General features: G+C 46.7%; 18 protein-coding genes and 1 other annotated feature. Of the genes, 14 read left to right on the top strand and 4 right to left on the bottom strand.

Annotated features, from left to right (window positions below; all coding sequences use genetic code 11):
• Window positions 1–4: 4 nt before the first annotated feature.
• The 3 genes from rimO to WKT17_RS03970 are packed head-to-tail and all read left to right on the top strand — an operon-like array spanning window position 5 to window position 2,966.
• The gene (rimO, locus tag WKT17_RS03980; protein WP_291683427.1) at window positions 5–1,345 is read left to right on the top strand and encodes a 30S ribosomal protein S12 methylthiotransferase RimO; all 1,341 of its coding nucleotides are present in this window, start codon (window positions 5–7) and stop codon (window positions 1,343–1,345) included.
• Window positions 1,329–1,871 (top strand): CDP-diacylglycerol--glycerol-3-phosphate 3-phosphatidyltransferase, encoded by a 543-nt coding sequence (gene pgsA, locus WKT17_RS03975; RefSeq protein ID WP_173750000.1) that lies wholly within the window; start codon window positions 1,329–1,331, stop codon window positions 1,869–1,871. Before rimO ends, pgsA begins: the two co-directional genes overlap by 17 nt.
• A gap of 15 nt (window positions 1,872–1,886) precedes the next feature.
• Window positions 1,887–2,966, top strand: coding sequence for a nicotinamide-nucleotide amidohydrolase family protein (locus WKT17_RS03970; RefSeq protein WP_173750001.1), 1,080 nt, complete (start codon window positions 1,887–1,889; stop codon window positions 2,964–2,966).
• Between the two features lie 4 nt (window positions 2,967–2,970).
• Here the strand turns inward: WKT17_RS03970 and WKT17_RS03965 are convergent, their stop codons facing one another.
• Both WKT17_RS03965 and WKT17_RS03960 read right to left on the bottom strand, forming a co-directional pair.
• Window positions 2,971–3,252 (bottom strand): hypothetical protein, encoded by a 282-nt coding sequence (locus tag WKT17_RS03965; RefSeq protein ID WP_173750002.1) that lies wholly within the window; start codon window positions 3,250–3,252, stop codon window positions 2,971–2,973.
• Entirely contained in the window at window positions 3,245–3,622 is a 378-nt protein-coding gene (locus WKT17_RS03960) for a hypothetical protein (RefSeq protein WP_173750003.1), read from the bottom strand. Before WKT17_RS03960 ends, WKT17_RS03965 begins: the two co-directional genes overlap by 8 nt.
• A 112-nt stretch (window positions 3,623–3,734) precedes the next feature.
• Here WKT17_RS03960 and WKT17_RS03955 point away from each other — a divergent pair, with 112 nt between their 5' ends.
• The 8 genes from WKT17_RS03955 (at window position 3,735) to alaS (ending at window position 13,443) form a co-directional block, all read left to right on the top strand.
• Window positions 3,735–3,908, top strand: coding sequence for a hypothetical protein (locus WKT17_RS03955; protein WP_173749962.1), 174 nt, complete (start codon window positions 3,735–3,737; stop codon window positions 3,906–3,908).
• 11 nt (window positions 3,909–3,919) lie between these two features.
• Window positions 3,920–4,208: a binding site (T-box leader), on the top strand.
• Window positions 4,209–4,288: 80 nt separating this feature from the next.
• Window positions 4,289–5,752 (top strand): anthranilate synthase component I, encoded by a 1,464-nt coding sequence (gene trpE, locus WKT17_RS03950; protein ID WP_291683428.1) that lies wholly within the window; start codon window positions 4,289–4,291, stop codon window positions 5,750–5,752.
• Window positions 5,749–7,356, top strand: coding sequence for a bifunctional anthranilate synthase component II/anthranilate phosphoribosyltransferase (locus WKT17_RS03945; RefSeq protein WP_291683429.1), 1,608 nt, complete (start codon window positions 5,749–5,751; stop codon window positions 7,354–7,356). Before trpE ends, WKT17_RS03945 begins: the two co-directional genes overlap by 4 nt.
• A gap of 3 nt (window positions 7,357–7,359) precedes the next feature.
• Window positions 7,360–8,145 (top strand): indole-3-glycerol phosphate synthase TrpC, encoded by a 786-nt coding sequence (trpC, locus tag WKT17_RS03940; RefSeq protein ID WP_291683430.1) that lies wholly within the window; start codon window positions 7,360–7,362, stop codon window positions 8,143–8,145.
• A complete protein-coding gene (locus WKT17_RS03935; protein ID WP_291683431.1) occupies window positions 8,142–8,765 on the top strand; it encodes a phosphoribosylanthranilate isomerase in 624 nt (207 codons plus the stop codon). The genes trpC and WKT17_RS03935 overlap by 4 nt, the downstream gene beginning before the upstream one ends.
• Complete coding sequence (gene trpB / locus WKT17_RS03930) at window positions 8,758–9,942, top strand: tryptophan synthase subunit beta (protein ID WP_173750008.1); 1,185 nt, start codon at window positions 8,758–8,760, stop codon at window positions 9,940–9,942. The genes WKT17_RS03935 and trpB overlap by 8 nt, the downstream gene beginning before the upstream one ends.
• Window positions 9,935–10,741, top strand: coding sequence for a tryptophan synthase subunit alpha (trpA, locus tag WKT17_RS03925; RefSeq protein ID WP_291683432.1), 807 nt, complete (start codon window positions 9,935–9,937; stop codon window positions 10,739–10,741). Before trpB ends, trpA begins: the two co-directional genes overlap by 8 nt.
• A 62-nt stretch (window positions 10,742–10,803) precedes the next feature.
• Entirely contained in the window at window positions 10,804–13,443 is a 2,640-nt protein-coding gene (alaS, locus tag WKT17_RS03920; RefSeq protein WP_291683433.1) for an alanine--tRNA ligase, read from the top strand.
• Between the two features lie 53 nt (window positions 13,444–13,496).
• Here alaS and WKT17_RS03915 read toward each other — a convergent pair whose 3' ends face one another.
• Window positions 13,497–15,254 (bottom strand): ABC transporter ATP-binding protein, encoded by a 1,758-nt coding sequence (locus tag WKT17_RS03915; protein ID WP_291683434.1) that lies wholly within the window; start codon window positions 15,252–15,254, stop codon window positions 13,497–13,499.
• Window positions 15,251–17,035, bottom strand: coding sequence for an ABC transporter ATP-binding protein (locus tag WKT17_RS03910; RefSeq protein ID WP_291683435.1), 1,785 nt, complete (start codon window positions 17,033–17,035; stop codon window positions 15,251–15,253). Before WKT17_RS03910 ends, WKT17_RS03915 begins: the two co-directional genes overlap by 4 nt.
• A 188-nt stretch (window positions 17,036–17,223) precedes the next feature.
• On the opposite strand from WKT17_RS03910, the gene WKT17_RS03905 reads away from it, so the two are divergent.
• Genes WKT17_RS03905 through WKT17_RS03895 form a run of 3 tightly spaced genes read left to right on the top strand, consistent with a single transcriptional unit; the run spans window position 17,224 to window position 21,323 of the window.
• Window positions 17,224–17,709, top strand: coding sequence for a MarR family winged helix-turn-helix transcriptional regulator (locus WKT17_RS03905; RefSeq protein ID WP_308781650.1), 486 nt, complete (start codon window positions 17,224–17,226; stop codon window positions 17,707–17,709).
• A complete protein-coding gene (locus WKT17_RS03900) occupies window positions 17,702–19,435 on the top strand; it encodes an ABC transporter ATP-binding protein (protein WP_291683436.1) in 1,734 nt (577 codons plus the stop codon). Before WKT17_RS03905 ends, WKT17_RS03900 begins: the two co-directional genes overlap by 8 nt.
• A complete protein-coding gene (locus WKT17_RS03895; protein ID WP_291683437.1) occupies window positions 19,428–21,323 on the top strand; it encodes an ABC transporter ATP-binding protein in 1,896 nt (631 codons plus the stop codon). Before WKT17_RS03900 ends, WKT17_RS03895 begins: the two co-directional genes overlap by 8 nt.
• Window positions 21,324–21,416 lie beyond the last annotated feature (93 nt).

Here is a 21,416-nt window from a genome sequence, read left to right as displayed (position 1 = left end):
ATGCATGAGGAAAGTATTGTTTATTTCCCTGGGCTGCGACAAGAATCTGGCGGATTCGGAAGAAATGCTGGGAATACTGGTGGAAAATGGTTATGAAATTACCAATGATGAGACAGAGGCAGAGGTGATTGTAGTGAATACCTGTGCCTTTATTCATGATGCCAAGGAAGAAAGTGTCAATAGTATTCTGGAAATGGCGAAATATAAGGAAGAAGGGGTTTTAAAAGCCCTTTTGGTTACGGGATGTCTGGCTCAGCGGTACAAAGACGAAATTATGAAGGAAATCCCGGAGGTAGACGCAGTGCTGGGAACCACCAGCTATGACGGAATCATTACAGCTTTGGACAAGGTGTTTGAGGGAGAACGGTATGAAGAGTTTAAGGATATCAATGTGCTTCCGGCAAACAGCAAGAAGAGAATGATTACCACTGGCGGATATTTTGAATATCTGAAAATCGCTGAAGGATGTGACAAGCGGTGTACTTACTGTATTATTCCAAAACTCCGGGGGAATTACAGAAGCGTGCCAATGGAGCAGCTGCTGTCCCAGGCTGCCTATCTGGCAGAGCAGGGTGTGAAAGAGCTGATTTTAGTGGCACAGGAAACAACGGTTTACGGAAAAGACCTTTACGGGGAGAAATCTCTGCACAAGCTGTTAAAAGAACTGTGCAAAATACAGGGGATTCAGTGGATTCGGATTCTTTACTGTTATCCGGAGGAAATTTATCCGGAACTCATACAGACTATGAAGGAAGAAACGAAAATCTGTCATTACCTGGATTTGCCCATTCAGCACTGCAGTGACCGGATTCTGAAAAGAATGGGAAGGAGAACCACCAAGCAGGAGCTCATAGACATTGTACAGACTCTGAGAAAAGAGATTCCTGACATCATTCTTAGAACCACACTGATTACCGGATTTCCGGGAGAGACGCAGGAAGACCACGAGGAACTGCTGGATTTCATTGACAGACTGGAATTTGACCGCCTGGGTGTTTTCACTTATTCTGCAGAAGAGGATACTCCTGCAGCCCTGATGCCGGACCAGATTGACGAGGAAGTGAAGCTGGACAGACAGGCGGAACTGATGGAACTGCAGCAGGAGATTTCCATGGATAAGGGAAATGATAAAATCGGCGCTGTGGTAGAAGTGATGATTGAAGGAAAGGTCGCAGATGAAAATGCCTATGTGGGACGTACTTACGGGGATGCGCCCAAGGTAGACGGCTATATTTTCGTGAACACAGATACGGAACTGATGTCAGGCGATTTTGCGCGCGTGCATGTCACAGGTGCGTTGGAGTATGATTTGATAGGAGAGTTGGAAGATGAATACACCGAATAAATTAACCATTGCGAGAGTCATTATGATTCCCTTTTTCGTAGCTTTTTTAATGTATGATATTACAGGAAGTGCAGACAAATGGATTGCCCTGGCTATTTTTGTCATTGCCAGCCTTACGGATACTCTGGACGGTTATCTGGCCAGAAAACACAATCTGGTAACAAATTTCGGCAAGTTTATGGACCCTCTGGCGGATAAGCTGCTGGTATGTTCTGCCCTGATTTGCTTTACCTCCACAGGACAGTTGGCAGCCTGGATTACCATTGTCATTATTGCAAGAGAATTTATCATCAGTGGTTTCCGTCTCATTGCGGCAGATAATGGCATTGTCATTGCGGCAAGCTACTGGGGCAAGTTTAAGACGGTTTCCCAGATGATTATGATTATTCTGATGATTATGGATATCCAGAATACGGTTTTCCAGGGGATTCTTACACTGTTTGTAGTCATTGCAGTGGCTCTGACGATTATTTCTCTGGTTGACTATATTGCAAAAAACAAAAGTGTACTGAGCATGCAGGATTAAAAGGGAGTGGAGAGCATGACTGCGGAACTGATTTTTATAGGAATGGATTTGCTGGAACAGGAAGCGGCCAAGGACGGCAGCCGGTATCTGGCTGAAAAGTGTAAACGATTTGGATTTTCTTTCAATGGGATAAGCCTTGTAAGAGAAGATAAAAAGCAGGTGACAGAGACTGTAAAGGCGGGGCTGAAACGTTCGGATTTGGTTTTTGTGTGTACGAAGACCGGGGAACTTTTGGAAGGTCTGCCAAAGACTCTGACACAGGAAAAGGGGCTGATTCTTCTTCCGCAGGAAGAGGAGAAAATGGCTGTAGTATTGGAAGAGAGGCTTGCCTGCTGTCTGGAAGAAAAACAGGCAGGGGCAGTCTGCTGTGACACTGTGAAGCTTTGTGGTCTGGAAGAAAAGGAAATTCGGGAAAAAATCAGAGACCTGCAGGAAGAAAAGCAAAATCCCGTGCTGCAAGTCTTTTCCTATCCGGGGGAGGTGCATATTTGTGCAGCGGCATACGGGGAAACCAAAAAGGCAGCTAAAAACCTTTTAAAACCGGTTATCCGGGAACTGAAGGTTCGTTTTGGAGCTGATATCTATACCACAGAGGAAAATAAAAATCTGGAAACCGCAGTGGTGGAGCTTCTGAAGAAGCAGGATTTGACGCTGACCACGGTAGAATCCTGTACAGGAGGCGCACTTGCCGCCAGAATTATCAATGTGCCGGGGGCTTCGGATGTGCTGAAACAGGGCTTTGTGACCTATTCCAATAAAGCGAAAAGAAAAGCGGTCAAGGTAAAGAAGCACACGCTGAAAAAGTACGGCGCTGTCAGTGAGCCCTGTGCCAGAGAAATGGCAAAGGGCGGCGCCTTTGCGTCTGGTGCAGATACGGCACTGTCGGTTACCGGATTTGCAGGTCCGGAGGGCGGTACAAAAGAATTTCCGGTAGGAACCGTGTTTATTGGCTGCACCGTGAAAGACCAGACAAGAGTAAAGGAATGCCATTTTACAGGAAACCGAAGCAGCGTAAGAGAACAGGCAGTCACCCAGGCTCTGGTGCTGCTCCGGGAGTGTATTCTGAAAAATTTTGAACAGAAAAGCGGAAAATAGTGGTTCAGCGCATCATTTTTATCAGTTGAAGCATACGGTCCATGCGCTGGATTTCTTCCTGGGATTTTCCGGCTTTTAGGACCTGAATGATAGTTTCCATTTCCTGAGAAGAAAACTGCAGGTTGCTTTCTTTGTTTCGGGAAGCGGCGGACATGAGAAAGGGCAGAAGCTCCTGTGGGCTTTTGCCCTTTCCCTGTTCTGCCAGTTGTCCCAGCATAGCCAGTTTGGACATATCCATGCCGGAAAGTTTGGGATTGTTCATCCAGGATTCGTTTTGATTATTCATAGCTATGTTCGCCTCCTTGCGCATACATGCCGTCCGTATGAAATTCCGGGGGCAGGGGTTTCTGGGACAGTTCCAACATCTGCAGCATTAAAAGTGTGTTAATCATATTGTTCAGTTTTTCTTTTGCAGGGCCGTGGCAGGCATTGCTGCAGGCTGTCAGCATTTCTACCGGGTCGCTTTTCTGTCTGGAACAGATTTCCATGTTTCCTTTGGAAGAATGGAAAAAATGTATGGTGTTCTGCAATTCCAGAAACTTGGCAAATACAGATACCACAGACTGCCCCGAAGACGGCAGATAGGGAAGCGCAGCCTTTAAAATCTGTACGGAATCTCCGTTTACCATCTCATCTAACAAATTCTGAGAATCCATATGCAGGCTCCAATTCCTGAGTTTCTATCACTATATGCGAAAAGAGGGTGGGGTATGTTTCTGAACACAGAAATTTTTTCTGCATATCCTATTACGAAAGGAGAAATTTCCTATGAATGATGAAAAAACCAGATTGGTGGAGGAAGGCAACACCATTTATGAAATAGATTTGGAATGTATGCAAAGGAAACAGGAGCGGAACCGGAAGTGGGAAAGCAGAAAGAAAAGAATACAGCCGCCGAAAAAAATGCTTGACAAATCCCAAAATCCCCCTTATACTTTGTGACAAATTAAAACTTTAAACCGATGAATAAGAAGAGTAAGCAGAGATATTTGTTTTCAGAGAGCCGCGGATGGTGGGAGCGGGGCAGCAAGAGTTTTTGCTGAATGGACTTGTGAGGGCAGCTTGAAATCTTCAGGGAAGAGAGTAGACGCTGACGGGGAAACCAGCCCGTTATCCGTTGGGAATGTATGTCAGTACATGAAAGAGTGGTTTTGTGTCCGGCAGTTTCCATATGTTTAGGAAAGCGCCGGACACAGGCAATTTGGGTGGTACCGCAGAGGCAAAGAAGCCCCTGTCCCATTTGGAAATGATTCCAGTGGGGCAGGGGCTTTTTTCAATTCGAAATCCACAGGTGCTCTTTCTGAAAAAGGGAGGAAACAAAGATGTTAAAACCAGATTATGAAACCGCAAAAAAGTTTGCAGAGAAGTACTCCGTGCTTCCTCTTTACAGGGAACTGCAGGGAGACAGTACAACGCCTATTGCCATTTTGCGAAAGCTGTCGCAGAAAAAGAAGAGATATTTTCTGCTGGAAAGTGTGGAGGCACAGGAGCGGTGGGGCAGATATTCGTTTCTGGGATGTGACCCTGTCTGCCGGGTCACCTGCAAAAACGGAATTGTGAAGGTGGAAAGCAAAGGTGGGACAAAGACGGAAAGGACGGAAAAACCGCTGCATGTTTTACGGGAGATTTTAAGGGATTACCGTACGCCGGTATTTCCGGAACTGCCGCCTTTTACCGGAGGATTGGTGGGATATTTTGCATACTCTATGATAGGCTATGCAGAACCTGTTTTAAACATAAAAGAGAGTGCATTTGCGGATTTTGATTTGATGTTGTTTGACAAGGTGATGGCTTATGACCACCTGAAACAAAAAATTTTTGTTATTGTAAATGTGAAAACCAGCCGGTTGGAGGAAAATTATGAGACAGCCGGGAAACAGATCGAGGAATTGTGCCAGCTGCTGCAGCGGGAGCTGCCGGAAGAAAAGCCGCGAGAGCCGGAAAACATTACTTTTACCTGCAATACAACAGAAGAAGAATATTGCAGGACTGTAGAAAAAACAAAAGCCTATATTCACAGCGGAGATATTTTTCAGGCAGTCATTTCCCGGCAGTTTGAGGGAACCATGAGGCAAAGTCTGTTTCCTGCCTATCGGATTTTGCGAACCACCAACCCTTCTCCCTATATGGTCTATCTGCACACAGAGGAGGAAGAACTGATGAGCACGTCCCCGGAAACCCTGGTGCGGCTGAAAAACGGCAGGCTGGTGACGTTTCCGGTGGCAGGTTCCAGACCCAGAGGGAAAACAACAGAGGAAGACCGGAGAATGGAGAGCGAACTTTTGCAGGATGAAAAGGAACTGGCAGAACACAATATGCTGGTGGATTTGGGCAGGAATGACCTGGGGAAAATCAGCAAATTTGAATCTGTAGAGGTCACAGAATATATGATGGTGCATAAATATTCAAAAATTATGCACATTTGCTCCCAGGTGGAAGGAAATATCCGGGAAGACAGGGATGCTTTTGACGCTATTGAGGCAGTTCTTCCGGCAGGAACCCTTTCCGGAGCGCCTAAAATCCGGGCCTGCCAGATTATTGAAGAACTGGAAAAGACACCCAGGGGCATTTACGGCGGCGCTTTAGGTTATATGGATTTTACCGGGAATATGGACACCTGTATTGCTATCCGCATGGCGGTGAAAAAGGGGGATACGGTTTATGTACAGGCAGGCGGCGGTATTGTGGCAGACAGTGTGCCAAAAAAGGAATATGAGGAATCCGCCAATAAGGCGGCGGCCGTTATGCAGGCAGTGATAAGGGCAGGAAAGGGGTTAGATATATGATTTTATTTATTGATAATTATGACAGTTTTACCTACAATCTGGTGCAGTATCTGGGGAGTCTGCAGCCAAACCTGGAAGTGGTGCGGAACGACAGGATTACCTTAAAGGAAATCGAAGAAAAAAATCCCACCAATATCATTTTGTCACCGGGACCGGGATATCCCAAAGACGCAGGTATCTGTGAAGAGGTTATCCGGCATTTTCAGGGGAAGATTCCCATTCTGGGAATTTGTCTGGGGCATCAGGCCATTTGTGAGGTATACGGCGGAGAGATTGCTCCTGCTTCCCATCTGATGCACGGGAAAACCAGTCAGATTTTTCCAAAGGGTGTAAGTCCTTTGTTTGAAGGAATAGATGGAGCATTTCGGGGAGCCAGATACCATTCGCTGGCGTTAAAGAGAGAAACCTTGCCGGATTGTCTGCGGGTGACGGCTTTGGCGGAGGACGGAGAGGTTATGGCCGTGGAGCACCGGGACTATCCGGTGTACGGACTGCAGTTTCACCCGGAATCCATACTTACGGAGCAGGGAATGAAATTTCTGGAAAACTTTTTAAAAATACAGGGAAGAAAGGAAAGAACGCTCATGATAAAGGAAGCCATTCACACACTGATGGACGGGAAAGATTTGGATTACGGCACCGCAAAGGCGGTTATGGAGGAGATGATGGAAGGCAGAGCCACACAGGCGCAGATGGGAGCTTTTTTGGCGGCGCTGCGGATGCAGGGGGAAAGTATTGACGAGATTACCGCTTTTGCAGAAGTCATGAGAGAAAAAGGCGTGAAAATCCGTCCCCAGAGAGAAGTCATGGACATTGTGGGAACCGGAGGGGACGAGGCGGGTACCTTTAATATTTCCACAACGGCAGCTTTTGTAGTGGCGGCGGGAGGGATTCCGGTGGCAAAGCACGGAAACCGCAGTGTGTCCAGCAAAAGTGGGGCAGCAGATGTACTGGAACATCTGGGGGCCAATGTTTCCCTGGACGCAAAGCAGAATGAAACGGTGCTGAACCAGACGGGGATGTGTTTTCTCTTTGCTCCGGTGTACCATTCTTCTATGAAGTATGCGGCTCCGGTGCGAAAAGAAATGGGAGTACGGACCGTTTTTAACATTCTGGGTCCTCTTTCCAATCCGGCGGCAGCCACCATGCAGCTTCTGGGCGTTTATGACAAAAAGCTGGCAGAGCCTCTTGCCCGGGTGCTGGGGAATCTGGGGGTAACCAGAGGGGGAGCTGTGTGCGGCGCAGACGGTTTGGACGAAATTACTTTGACAGGGGAAACACTGGTGTGCGAAATTCGTTTCGGAGAAATTACCAGCTACACCATTACCCCGGAACAGTTTGGACTGAAGCGGTGTACACTTTCTGAATTAACCGGAGGCAGCCCACAGGAAAACGCCCGGATTACCAGAGACATTCTGGAAGGGAAAGAGCGGGGGCCTAAAAGGGATGTGGTGCTGTTAAACGCAGGTATGAGCCTGTATCTGGGGATTGACGGCATTTCTCTTGAGGAGGGGATTCATATGGCAGGAGAGTTGATTGACAGTAAAAAAGCTCTGGCGAAACTGGAAGAATTTGTGGTGGCGACAGGAAAGTATGAGGAGTAGAAGATGATATTAGACCAGATTGCAAAAGATACCCAAATCCGGGTGGCGAAAAAGAAAGAGGCATGCCCGCTGGAAGAAATCAGAGAAAAGGCCCTGGCTTGTGAAAATACTGGGGAATTTCCATTTGAGAAAGCTCTTGCGGGAAAAGAGATGTCTTTTATCTGCGAGGTGAAGAGGGCTTCTCCTTCCAAAGGGGTGATTGCCCCTGTGTTTCTTTATCTGCAAATTGCAGAGGAGTATGAAAAAGCAGGTGCTTCTGCGATTTCCTGTCTGACGGAGCCAAAATACTTTCTGGGACAGGACCGGTATTTGCGGGAGATTGCTTCTAAGGTGAACATTCCGGTGCTTCGCAAAGATTTTACAGTGGACAGCTATCAGGTATATGAGGCAAAGGTTTTAGGCGCCTCAGCCGTACTGCTTATCTGCAGTCTTTTGGAGGAGGAAACTCTGCGTGCTTATGTGGAACTTGCGCACAGTCTGGGGCTGTCGGCTTTGGTGGAGGCTCATGATGAGGGGGAAATAGAAAAGGCGCTCAGGGCAGGCACCAGGATTTTAGGAGTCAATAACCGGAATTTGAAGGATTTTACGGTAGATGTGGAAAACAGTCTGCGGCTTCGCCAGCAGGTTCCGGAAGACGTAATTTTTGTAGCGGAAAGCGGGATACGCACCGGGGAAGACATAGAAAAGCTGAAAAAAGGAGGGGTACAGGCCGTGTTAATTGGAGAAACTCTGATGAGGAGCAGAAATAAAGGGAAAATGCTCCAGGAACTGAAAGAAGGGAAGCGATGAGCAGGGTGAAAATCTGCGGACTGAAAACCGTGGAGGAGATTCGTATGGTGAATGGTCTGCTGCCGGATTATGTGGGGTTTGTGTTTGCAAAGAGCAAAAGGCAGATTTCTTTTTCACAGGCCATTGCCATGAAGCAGAACCTTTCTGCGAAAATCAAAAGCGTGGGTGTGTTTGTCAATGCTCCGAAGGAGGAAGTGCTGCAGGCGGCCAGTCTGGGGATTGTAGATTTGCTTCAGCTTCATGGAGACGAGGATTGGGAATATGTGCAGCAGATAAAGGCGGAGACAGGGCTTCCGGTCATAAAAGCCATAAGAGTTCGAAACCGGGAGGATATTTTAAGAGGAGAGGAACTGCCCTGTGATTATCTCCTGTTGGATACTTACAGGGCAGGGGCATATGGCGGCTGTGGGGAAGTCTTTGACTGGAAGCTGATTCCAATGCTGAAAAAGCCCTTTTTCCTGGCAGGAGGACTGAATGGAGAAAATGTACAAAAGGCAGTTTCACGGTGCTGCCCTTTTGCCGTGGATGTCAGCAGTGCAGTGGAAGAGCAGGGAAGAAAATCAGAGGAAAAGGTACGCAAATTTCTAAAAAAGGTAAGAGAGGTACAGAAATATGAGTAAAGGAAGATATGGGATTTACGGAGGACAGTATATACCGGAGACCTTAATGCAGGCGGTACAGGAGGTGGAAGCGGCCTATGAAAAATACAGCAAAGACGAAGAATTTCAAAGGGAACTGGAGGATTTGCTGAAACATTACGCGGGGAGACCTTCTCTCCTCTACTATGCCGAAAAAATGACAAAAGACCTGGGAGGAGCCAGAATTTATCTGAAAAGGGAGGATTTAAACCATACCGGCTCCCACAAGATTAACAATGTGCTGGGGCAGGTGCTTTTGGCCAAGAAAATGGGAAAAACAAGAGTCATTGCAGAGACCGGGGCGGGACAGCATGGGGTGGCCACCGCTACGGCGGCAGCTCTTATGGGCATGGAATGTGAAATTTTTATGGGAAAAGAGGACACAGACCGTCAGGCTTTAAATGTCTTTCGCATGGAACTTCTGGGGGCAAAGGTACATGCCGTAACCAGCGGAACCCAGACTTTAAAAGATGCGGTAAACGAAACCATGCGGGAGTGGAGCCGCCGCATGGACGATACCCTCTATGTCCTGGGCTCTGTCATGGGGCCGCATCCTTTTCCCATGATTGTCCGTGATTTTCAGAAAATCATAGGAAAAGAAATCAAAGAGCAGCTTATGGAAAAGGAAGGATGTCTTCCCAATGCAGTCATTGCCTGTGTAGGAGGAGGAAGCAATGCCATGGGGGCTTTTTATGAGTTTCTCCCCCATAAAGAGGTGCGGCTTATTGGCTGCGAAGCGGCAGGGCTGGGGGTAGATACGGCCAAACATGCAGCCACCATCAGCCGGGGGACAACCGGGGTTTTCCATGGCATGAAATCCGTTTTCTGTCAGGATGAATATGGACAGATTGCACCGGTGTATTCCATTTCCGCAGGACTGGATTATCCGGGAATCGGACCGGAGCATGCACATCTGGCGGAAACCGGAAGGGCAGAGTACGTGCCGGTTACAGATACAGAGGCAGTAGAGGCCTTTGAATACCTCTCCAGAACGGAAGGCATTATTCCTGCCATAGAAAGCGCGCATGCTGTGGCTTATGCCAGAAAGCTGGCCCCGTCCATGGAGAAAAACCAGATAATCGTAGTAAACATTTCGGGCAGAGGAGATAAGGATGTGGCAGCCATTGCCAGATACAGAGGAGTGGACATTTATGAATAGAATCCAGGAAGCATTTCAGAACAAAAAAGCATTTATTCCGTTTATCACAGGGGGAGACCCCTCTTTGGAAATTACAGAACGTCTGCTTTATGCCATGGAAGAGGCAGGGGCAGATTTGATTGAAATCGGAATTCCCTTTTCCGACCCCACCGCTGAGGGCGTGGTGATACAGAAAGCCAATGAACGTGCGTTAGAGGCAGGCTGTACCACGGATAAACTGTTTGATACCATAAAAAGGGCCAGAAAAAAAGTCCGGGTTCCCATGGTATTTCTCACTTATGTCAATCCCATTTATACTTATGGGAAAGAAAGGTTTATGAAAAGATGTGTAGAGTGCGGCATTGACGGGCTGATTGTGCCGGACATGCCTTTTGAGGAAAAAGGGGAGCTGGCTCCTGTGTGCGCCGATTATGGAGTGGAAATCATTTCTCTGATTGCGCCGACCTCAAAGGAGCGCATACAGAAAATTGCAGAAGGGGCACAGGGGTACATTTACTGTGTTTCCTCTCTTGGTGTTACGGGAGTGAGAAGTGAGATTACCTCGGACATTGCAGGTATGGTGAAACTGGTGCGCCAGGTGACAGATACTCCCTGCGCGGTAGGCTTCGGTATTTCCACACCGCAGCAGGCAAAGGAGATGGCAGGGATAGCAGACGGCGCCATTGTGGGAAGCGCTATTGTGAAAATAATCGAAGAATATGGAAAAGACGCGGTTCCCTCTGTGGCGGAATATGTGCAGAAAATGAAGAGAGCCGTATCCGAAAGAGGTCAGACGGACAGCGTACAGGATTTTTCTTGAAATCAGTAAAATCCTGTGCTATCATTAAGAACAGTGATTATACTCATCAGGAGGGAAAAACCGTGCAGAAATACGGAGTAAACGAACTTAGGAAAATGTTTTTAGAGTTCTTTGAGAGCAAAGGACATCTGGCTATGAAGAGCTTTTCTCTTGTTCCTCACAATGACAAGAGTCTGCTTTTGATTAATTCCGGTATGGCGCCTTTAAAGCCATACTTTACAGGCGCAGAAATCCCGCCCAGACGCCGGGTGACAACCTGTCAGAAATGTATCCGTACAGGTGATATTGAAAACGTAGGGAAGACAGCACGTCACGGTACATTTTTTGAAATGCTGGGAAACTTCTCTTTCGGAGATTATTTTAAGCGTGAAGCCATTGCCTGGTCCTGGGAATTTTTGACCGAGGTTGTGGGACTGGACCCGAACCGCCTGTATCCTTCTATTTATGAAGAAGATGAAGAGGCTTTTGAAATCTGGAATAAGGAAATGGGAATTCCTGCAGAGCGTATTTTCCGTTTCGGCAAGGGCGACAACTTCTGGGAACACGGCGCAGGTCCCTGCGGTCCCTGTTCTGAAATCTACTATGACCGCGGCGAAAAATACGGCTGTGGAAGTCCGGATTGTACCGTAGGCTGCGAGTGCGACCGTTACATGGAAATCTGGAACAATGTATTTACCCAGTTTGAAAATGACGGGGAAGGCCATTACACGGAACTGGTACAGAAAAACATTGATACCGGTATGGGTCTGGAGCGTCTGGCTTCTGTAGTCCAGGACGTGGATTCTATTTTTGATGTAGATACTTTGTGCGCTTTGAGAAACAAGGTTTGTGAACTGGCTCACACCGAATATAAGAAGGATGAGACAAAAGACGTTTCCATTCGTCTGATTACCGACCATATCCGTTCTGCAACCTTTATGATTTCTGACGGTATTATGCCCACAAATGAAGGAAGAGGCTATGTACTGCGCCGTCTTATCCGCCGTGCAGCCCGCCACGGACGTCTTCTGGGAATCGAAGGCAAGTTCCTGGCAGAGTTAGGCGCCGTTGTCATTGAAGGCTCCAAAGACGGTTATCCGGAACTGGATGAAAAGAAGAGTTTTATTTTCCAGGTGCTGACAAAAGAAGAAGAACAGTTTAACAAAACCATTGACCAGGGGCTTCACATTCTGGGAGAAATGGAAGAGGCTATGCAGAAGGAAGGCACAACGGAGCTTTCCGGCGCAAATGCATTTAAGCTGTATGATACCTATGGTTTTCCGATGGATTTGACAAAAGAAATTTTGGAAGAAAAGGGTTATACCATTGATGAGAAAGGCTTCCAGGAAGCTATGCAGGAACAGAGGGAGAAGGCAAGAACAGCCAGAGAAACCACCAACTATATGGGTGCGGACGCAACGGTTTACGATGAAATTGATACAGCCGTTACCACAGAATTTGTAGGTTATGACAAACTGGTATGTGATGCTAAAGTAACGGTTCTGACCACAGAAGAGGAAATCGTGGAGGCTTTGACCGAAGACCAGAGAGGAACCCTCTTTACAGAGCAGACGCCGTTTTATGCGACCATGGGCGGACAACAGGGTGATAAAGGTGTGATTGTCTGCGGTGACGCAGAATTTAAGGTGGAAGACACCATTCATTTAAGAGGCGGAAAAGTAGGACATGTTGGTGTTCTCACAAAAGGCATGATAAAAGTGGGCGATACCGTAACCTTAAAAGTATGTGAGACAGGAAGAGCCAACTGCTGTAAGAACCACAGCGCTACCCACCTGCTGCAGAAAGCCTTAAAGACGGTTCTCGGTTCCCATGTAGAGCAGAAAGGTTCTCTGGTAACTCCGGACAGACTGCGTTTTGACTTTGCACATTTCCAGGCCATGACGGCAGAAGAACTGGAAAAGGTGGAGAATATGGTAAACCGGGAAATCCGTGCAGGACTTCCGGTTGTAACGGATGTTATGACTATTGAGGAAGCCAAGAAGACAGGCGCTATGGCTCTGTTCGGCGAAAAATACGGAGAAAAAGTCCGTGTGGTTTCTATGGGGGATTTCTCAAAAGAACTCTGCGGCGGTACCCATGTAGCCAACACAGGAGAAATTGCAGCCTTTAAGATTGTAGCAGAAGCAGGTATTGCGGCAGGTGTGCGCCGTATCGAAGCCCTTACCGGAGACGGTGTATTTGCTTACTATAAAGAAATCGAGAAACGCCAGGCAGAAATCGCAGCAATGCTGAAGACTTCTCCGGCAGAAATCGAAGAAAAAATCGCACATCTCCAGGCAGAGGTGAAAAATCTGCACAGCAAAAATGAAGCACTGAAGGCCAAAATGGCAAAAGACGCAGTGGGCGACGTTATGAGCCAGGTACAGGAAATCAAAGGTGTGAAGCTTCTGGCAGTTTCCTTGGATGATGTGGATATGAACGGACTGCGTGACTTAGGCGACCAGTTAAAGGAAAAACTGGGCGAAGGTGTGGTAGTGCTGGCCAGCGTAGCAGGAGGAAAGGTAAGCCTTCTGACTATGGTGACAGAGGAAGCGCAGAAAGCAGGTGCTCATGCAGGAAATCTGGTGAAAGGCATGGCTGCCCTTGTAGGCGGAGGCGGAGGCGGACGCCCCAACATGGCTCAGGCCGGAGGCAAAAACCCGGATAAAGTACCGGAAGCCTTAAAAGCAGCAGCAGATATACTGGCAGACCAGATTAAATAAAAAATTTGTTTTTAGAAAAAGGAGGCTGTTTGATAGGCCTCCTTTTTTTCTCTCTATTCGGCTGTATTGACAAACTGACTGTTGTACAGTGTCTTATAAAAACCGCCCTTTTCCATTAATTTTTCGTGAGTACCCTGTTCGATAATACTTCCATCCTTCATAACCAGAATTTCATCTGCACCCCGGATAGTGGAAAGCCTGTGGGCTACAATAAAGCTTGTGCGTCCCTGCATCAGACGGTCAAATGCTTTCTGAATCATCAGTTCCGTTCTGGTGTCAATACTGGAAGTGGCTTCGTCCAGAATCAGCATAGGCGGCAGACAGAGCATAACACGAGTGATACAGAGAAGCTGCTTCTGTCCCTGGCTGAGACTGTCTTCTTTCAGGATTGTGTCAAGGCCGTCGGGAAGGCGGCGGATAAATTCCCAGCTATGGGACATTTTGGCTGCCTGTATGATTTCCTCCTCCGAGGCTTCCGGTTTGCCGATAATAATATTTTCCCGAACCGTGCCGCTTTTTATCCAGGTGTCTTGCAGCACCATGCCATAGCTGCTTCTGAGGGCATGGCGGGAAACCTGGCGGATGGATTTTCCGTCTACAGAAATGGTTCCGGAATCCACGTCATAGAACCGCATCAGCAGGTTGATAAAGGTTGTCTTTCCACAGCCGGTAGGCCCTACCAGAGCAATTCTTCTGCCCGGCGCGGCCTTCAGGTTAAAGTCTTCAATCAGAGGCTTATCCGGTACGTAACGGAAAGACACGTGTTCAATGGCAACGTTCCCTTTTACATCTGAGAGAGTGCCGGAAGCGTCAGAACTTTCCGGTTCTTCTTCTAAAAGAGAGAAAATCCTGGAAGCGCAGGCCAGTGCATTCTGCAGTTCTGTGATAACGGAACTGATGTCATTAAAGGGCTTCATATACTGGTTTGCATAAGCCAGCATAACAGAGAGACCGCCTACGGTCAGAGCCCCTTTGGGAATCAGAAGCGCACCGGTCAGGGCAACTGCCGCATAAATGAGGTTGTTGACAAACCTTGTAGCAGGATTCGTCAGACTGCTGTAGAAAATAGCATGTTGACTGGCTTCTTTTAACTCTTCATTTATCCGGGAGAAACGGGCAGAAGATTTTTCTTCGTAACCAAAGGCCTGAACGACCTTTTGGTTTCCAATCATTTCCTCAATCAGGGCAGTCTGTGCTCCCCTGGCTTCACTTTGTCTCCGGAACATCTGAAAAGAATGGGAGGAAATAAACTTTGCCACAAAAAAGCTGAGAGGGGTCAGCACAATGACCAGAAGAGTGATAAATACGTTTTTGGAAAACATAAATACCAGGGTTCCCATAATGGTGACAACACCGGAAAAAAGCTGTGTGAAGCCTAAAAGCAAACCGTCTGAAAGGGTGTCTGCATCGGCAATCACCCGGCTGATGATATCTCCGGTGCTGTGTCTGTCCAGATAGGAGAGGGGAAGCACTTGAATATGGCGGATAGCTTTTGTGCGGATGTCCTGTACGGTACGGTAGGTCATGCGGTTATTGATGAGGTTCATGACCCAGGACGCGGCGCCGGAGAGAGCGGCCAATATGAGAATTTGCCATAGATACTGCCACATTTTGGAAAAATGCACCTGATTCCTGGCGACGATTTCATCAATGGCGTTTCCGAAAAGAATCGGAACATAAAGCTGAAGGATTACGGAAACTGCGGCAAGCACGATACTGGCTATCAGCAGAAACCGGTATCTTCCGATAAAGCGGAGTACCTTTTTAAAGGTTTCCATACTGCTGCTCTTTGTTTTCTTTGAAATACTCATGGGTTTCCCTCCCTTTTGGATGCCGGAAAGCTTTCGGCTTTGTGGTTTTCTGTATATTTTGTGCGTTCTTCGGGAAACTGTGAGAAGAAGATTTCCCGGTATGTTTCACAGGAGTCTACCAGCTGGTCGTGGGTGCCTTTTCCCACCAGGAGGCCATCGTCCAGAACGAGAATCTGTTCTGCATGACGGATACTGGCAGAACGCTGGGAAACCAGAAAGGTAGTCACATTTCCCCTTAGTGCATGAAGTGCCTTTCGCAGGGCTGCATCTGTGGCAAAGTCAAGGGCGCTGGCGCTGTCATCCAGAATGAGAATTTCAGGATTTTTCACAAGAGCACGGGCAATCGTAAGACGCTGACGCTGGCCTCCGGAAAGATTTTTTCCGTTCTGTGTCAGATGAAAGTCAAGCTGTCCCTCTTTTTTCTCCACAATCTCTCTGGCCTGGGCCATGGAAAGTGCTGCCCAGATTTCTTCATCTGTGGCATCTTCCCGTCCCCATTTCATATTTTCGCGGATGGTTCCCTTAAAGAGCGCTGCCTTTTGAGGAACAACCCCGATTTTTTCCCGGAGTACATCCTGGGTATAATTGCGAATATTTTGTCCGTCCAGAAGCACCTGTCCTTCTGTGGCATCATAAAAACGGGCAATTAGGTTTACAAGGGTTGTTTTTCCGCTTCCGGTTCCTCCGATAATTCCTACAGTCTGTCCCTTTTCTACAGAAAAGCTGATGTCAGAAAGACTGGGAGCGCCTGTGTCCGGATAAGAGAAGGTCACATGTTCAAAAGCAACGGCACAAGCAGAGGGAGTGTGCGCTGCGGTTTCTTCCGGATAGTCCATAGCAGGTGTGATTTTCAGGATATCAGCCACACGGCCGGCGCAGGCTGCTGATTTGTTCAGCGTGATAATCAGAGAGGCCAGCTTAATCAGTTCAATAATCATTTGAGCCATATAGTTATAAAGCGCAACCACTTCGCCCTGCTGCATATTGCCTAAATGGACCTGGATGCCGGCTCTGCTGATGAGTACAACGGTGGCAAGGTTAATCAGAACATAAGTAACCGGATTTAAAAGGGCGGATAATCTCCCCACAAATTCGTTGAGCTTTGTCAGCTCCCGGTTGTGCAGGTCAAATTCTGCCACAGATTCCTGTTCGCGGCAAAATGCCCGAATGACCCGGACACCGGTGAGATTTTCTCTGGTAAGTCCTGTGACTTTGTCAAGTTTCCCCTGTACTTTCCGAAACAGGGGGATGCTGAGATACATAATGAGAAAGACGGCCAGAAAAAGTACAGGAATGGCTACAACAAAAATCAGGGCGCAGCGCACATTGACAGTAAAGGCCATGACCATGGAACCAAGGACAATAAAAGGGCTGCGCAGCAGCAGGCGGAGCCCCATGTTGAGGCCGTTTTGTACCTGGTTAATGTCATCGGTAAGCCGTGTAATCAGAGTATCTGTTCCCAGCCTGTCAAGCTGGGAGAAGGAAAAACTCTGTACATGGTCAAAGACAGCCTGTCTAAGCTCGGCGGCAAAGCCGGTGCTTGCCTTTGCGGCAAAAAACTGGGCTGTAATACTGACAGTCAGACCGGCAGCAGCCATGAGAAGCAGGATAAAAAAATTCTGAATGATAACCTCCCGGTTATTTCCCGCAATTCCCACATCAATCATACGGGCGATGACCACGGGAACCAGCAGGTCAAATACTACCTCCAGAAACTTGAAAAAGGGAGCCAGTATGCTTTCTTTTTTGTAGTTTTTCAAGTAGACAGCGAGACGTCGCATGTTCTGTTTCCTCCGTTTCTAAAATAAAGTTTCAGGAAAAACCTGATAGACAATCCATATTATACTCCAGCACAGAAAGATAGAAAAGGAGAAAAAGAAAAAAGTGTTGACATTAAAAAAAATGGTCTGTATAATATGAAAAAGTTAGGAAGCTAACTAAAAGAAGCGAGGTGCAAATGATGCAGGATATGGATGAAAAAATAAGGAACATGCATACAGGAAGACTGGTGAGAATACTCAACCATCAGTTAAAGAGAGAGCATAAACCCGTGGAAACTCCGGAAGAGAATGAACTTACCCCCATGCAGAGACATGTGCTGAAACACATTTTGCTGGAAACTCTCCACAGAGATATTTATCAGAAGAATATAGAGGAAGAGTTTAACATCAGAAAATCCACAGCGTCAGGAATTCTCAAACTCATGGAAAAAAACGGTTTCATATACCGGGAGAGTGTGAAGGAGGATGCCAGACTTAAGCGGATTCTTCCCACAAAGAAAGCAGAGGCCATGCGTCCCAGCATTCTGGAGCATATTCATGAAACAGAGGTTCGTATGACCCGGGGGATTTCCCAGGAGCAGCTTTTTCTGTGCAAAAAAACTCTTTATCAGATGTGTCAGAATCTTGCAGAAAAAAACAGGGAAAATAAGGAGGTAGACAGGATAAATGAATAAGACACTTTTAAAATCAGTCCGGGGATACAAAAAACAGTCGGTACTGGCCCCGTTTTTTGTAATCCTTGAGGTATTGATGGAAGTTCTCATCCCCATGGAAATGGCGAAGATTATCGATACCGGCATTGCCGAAGGCAATCTTACCTATATTGTACAGCGGGGACTGATTCTTGTAGTCATGGCCATGCTGGCTCTTTGGTTTGGCGTGATTGCAGGAAAGATGGCTGCCATAGGTGCGGCCGGTTATGCCAAGAACCTGAGGCATGACATTTTTTACAAGGTACAGGAATTTTCTTTTAAAAATATTGACAGATTTTCCACTTCAGGACTTGTTACCCGAATGACAACTGATATTACGAATGTACAGATGGCGTATATGATGAGTATAAGACTTCTGGCCAGAGCCCCCATTATGGTGCTTCTTTCCTGGGTTATGACTCTGCTGATTAACGTAAAAATCGCCCTTCTGTTTCTGATTGTCATTCCGTTGCTTGGCGGAACGCTTATTTTTATTGCCAAAAAAGCGCACCCCCATTTTATCAAGGTATTTGATGAGTATGATGTATTAAACAATTCCGTTCAGGAAAATGTAAATGCCTCCCGCGTGGTAAAGGCATTTGTAAGAGAGGATTTTGAAATCAGCAAATTCCACGGAATTTCAGGATATGTGTACAATCTTTTCACAAAGGCAGAAAAAATTGTTGCATGGAACTCCCCTGTTATGCAGTTTACCATGTATGTTGTTGTACTGCTGCTTGTGGCAATCGGCGGAAAGAGCATTGTGACAGGAACTATGGCAACAGGAGAACTTACCAGTGTGATTGTGTATGCCCTTCAGATTCTCATGTCCCTGATGATGGTTACGTTTGTGTTTGTTATGATTATGATTGCAGAGGCATCCACAGACCGTATTACAGAGGTTCTTACCGAAGTTCCGGAGATGAAGGATAAAGAAAATTCTGTAAAAGAGGTTCCAAATGGAGAAATTGTGTTTGACCATGTGAATTTCAGCTACGGCGGAAAAGGCGGCAATCTTTCTTTAAAAGACATTAACCTTCATATTAAATCAGGACAGACTATTGGTATTATCGGAGGCACCGGAAGCGCCAAATCCACTCTGGTTCAGATGATTCCCCGGCTTTATGACGTAACAGAGGGAAGCGTAAGGGTCGGAGGCAGAGATGTCCGTGACTATAACTTAGAGGCTCTTCGCGACCAGGTATCCATGGTGCTTCAGAAAAACGTGCTGTTTTCCGGCACGATTTATGAAAATATCCGCTGGGGAAATGAGCATGCCAGCGACGAAGAAGTACAGAGAGTGTGCAGACTGGCTCAGGCAGACGGATTTGTCAATGAATTCCCGGCAGGCTATGATACCCAGATTGTTCAGGGCGGAAATAATGTTTCCGGAGGACAGAAACAGAGACTTTGTATCGCCAGAGCACTCTTAAAGAAACCGAAGATTCTAATTCTGGATGACTCTACCAGTGCAGTAGATACCAAGACAGACGCCCTGATTCGTAAGGCATTCCGCGAAGAAATACCGGATACCACAAAGATTATCATTGCACAGAGAGTGGCATCTATTGAGGACGCGGACCAGATTATTGTTCTGGACGGAGGTTCTGTTGTGGGAGTAGGCACTTCCGAGGAGCTTCTGAAAACAAATGAAATTTACAGAGAAGTATACGAATCTCAGGTCAGAGGAGGTGAAGAGCATGAGTAAACAGGAAAACAAAAAGTCAAGAATCTCAAAAAATACACTGAAGACTGCAAAACGTCTTTTGAAATATGTAACAGAAACCTATAAAGTACGTTTCATTCTGGTTTTTATCTGCATTTTAATCAGTTCTGTGGCGACGATTTCCGTATCCCTGTCCTTGAAATTCCTGCTGGATGACTTTATTATTCCACTGATTGGACAGCAGAATCCGGATTTTGCAGGACTTTATAGTGCACTCAGTGTTCTGGGATGTATTTTCCTTCTGGGAGTTATTTCTACCTTTATTTATACAAGGATGATGGTTTACATCGGACAGGGTGTTTTAAAAAGAGTGAGGGATGATATGTTTGAGCATATGCAGACCCTGCCTATCCGTTACTTTGACCAGAGAACCAATGGTTCGATTATGAGTCTTTATACCAATGATACAGATACACTGCGTCAGATGATTAGCCAGTCCATTCCTCAGGCGCTGATGTCCTTTTTCACCATTATTGTAACTTTTATTTCCATGCTGGTACTCAGCCCGCTTTTGACAGTTCTGGCCGTTGTGGTTATTTTTGTAATGATTTTTGTTACAAGAAAAATCGGTGGAAACAGCGGGAAATACTTTGTCAGACAGCAGATGTCTTTGGCAGATGTGACTGGTTTTGTGGAAGAACGTATGAATGGGCAGCGAGTGGTAAAGGTGTTTAATCATGAGAGAAAATCAGAAGAAGAGTTTGATGAGCTCAATGAGGCACTGTTTGAGAGCGCATCCAGAGCCAATACCTTTGCCAATATGATGGGACCGGTAATCGGAAACATCGGAAATCTGCAGTTTGTACTCACTGCAGTTCTGGGCGGTTTCCTCTCTGTTCTGGGCGTAGGGGGAATTACCCTTGGCGTCATGGCTTCCTATCTGCAGTTTACAAAGAGCTTTACACAGCCTTTCATGCAGGTAGCACAGCAGTTTAACTCCATTGTTATGGCTCTTGCCGGAGCAGAGCGTATTTTCCAGTTGATTGACGAGGAATCGGAAAAAGATGAAGGCTATGTAACACTGGTAAATGCCAGAAAAGATGAAAAGGGCAATCTTGTGGAGTGCAAAGAACGCACCGGTATGTGGGCATGGAAACATCCTCATTCCGCAGACGGTTCCGTTTCTTATACAGAGCTTACCGGCGATGTGGTATTTGAGAATGTAACCTTTGGCTACAATGAAGATAAGGTCATCTTAAAGAACATCAGTCTCTATGCAAAGCCGGGACAGAAGCTTGCATTTGTAGGCTCTACAGGAGCTGGAAAAACTACCATTACCAACCTGATTAACCGTTTCTATGATATTCAGGAAGGTAAGATTCGTTACGACGGCATTAATATTACAAAGATTAAAAAGGATGATTTGCGCCGTTCCCTTGGAATCGTGCTGCAGGATACTCACCTGTTTACCGGAACCATTATCGATAACATCCGTTACGGAAAGCTGGATGCAACGGATGAGGAAGTGTATGCGGCAGCCCGCCTGGCTCATGCAGACCAGTTTATTCAAATGCTGCCAAACGGATACCAGACCATGTTAAGCGGTGACGGGGAAGAACTCTCCCAAGGACAGAGACAGCTGCTCTCCATTGCAAGAGCTGCAGTGGCGAATCCGCCGGTACTGATTCTGGACGAGGCGACCTCCAGTATTGATACACGAACAGAAAGCATTGTGCAGAAGGGTATGGATAACCTGATGAAAGGACGTACTGTTTTTGTCATTGCCCATCGTCTGTCCACTATCCGCAACAGTGATGCCATCATTGTTTTGGACCACGGAAAGATTATCGAAAGAGGAGACCATGAAGACCTTATTAAGATGAAGGGAACTTACTATCAGCTTTATACAGGTAAGCTGGAATTGTCATAAAAGAGACAGCATTGAGGGAGATTGGTGCTGGCAGGGATCATGTCGGCAGTAATCCTGAAAAAAATTCAGAAAAACTTGAAAAATTTGATTAAA

The organism is Blautia sp. HCN-20427 (assembly GCF_037890365.1).
Classification (GTDB): Bacteria; Bacillota; Clostridia; order Lachnospirales; family Lachnospiraceae; genus Blautia.
This window is presented reverse-complemented; position numbering and strand designations above follow the sequence as displayed.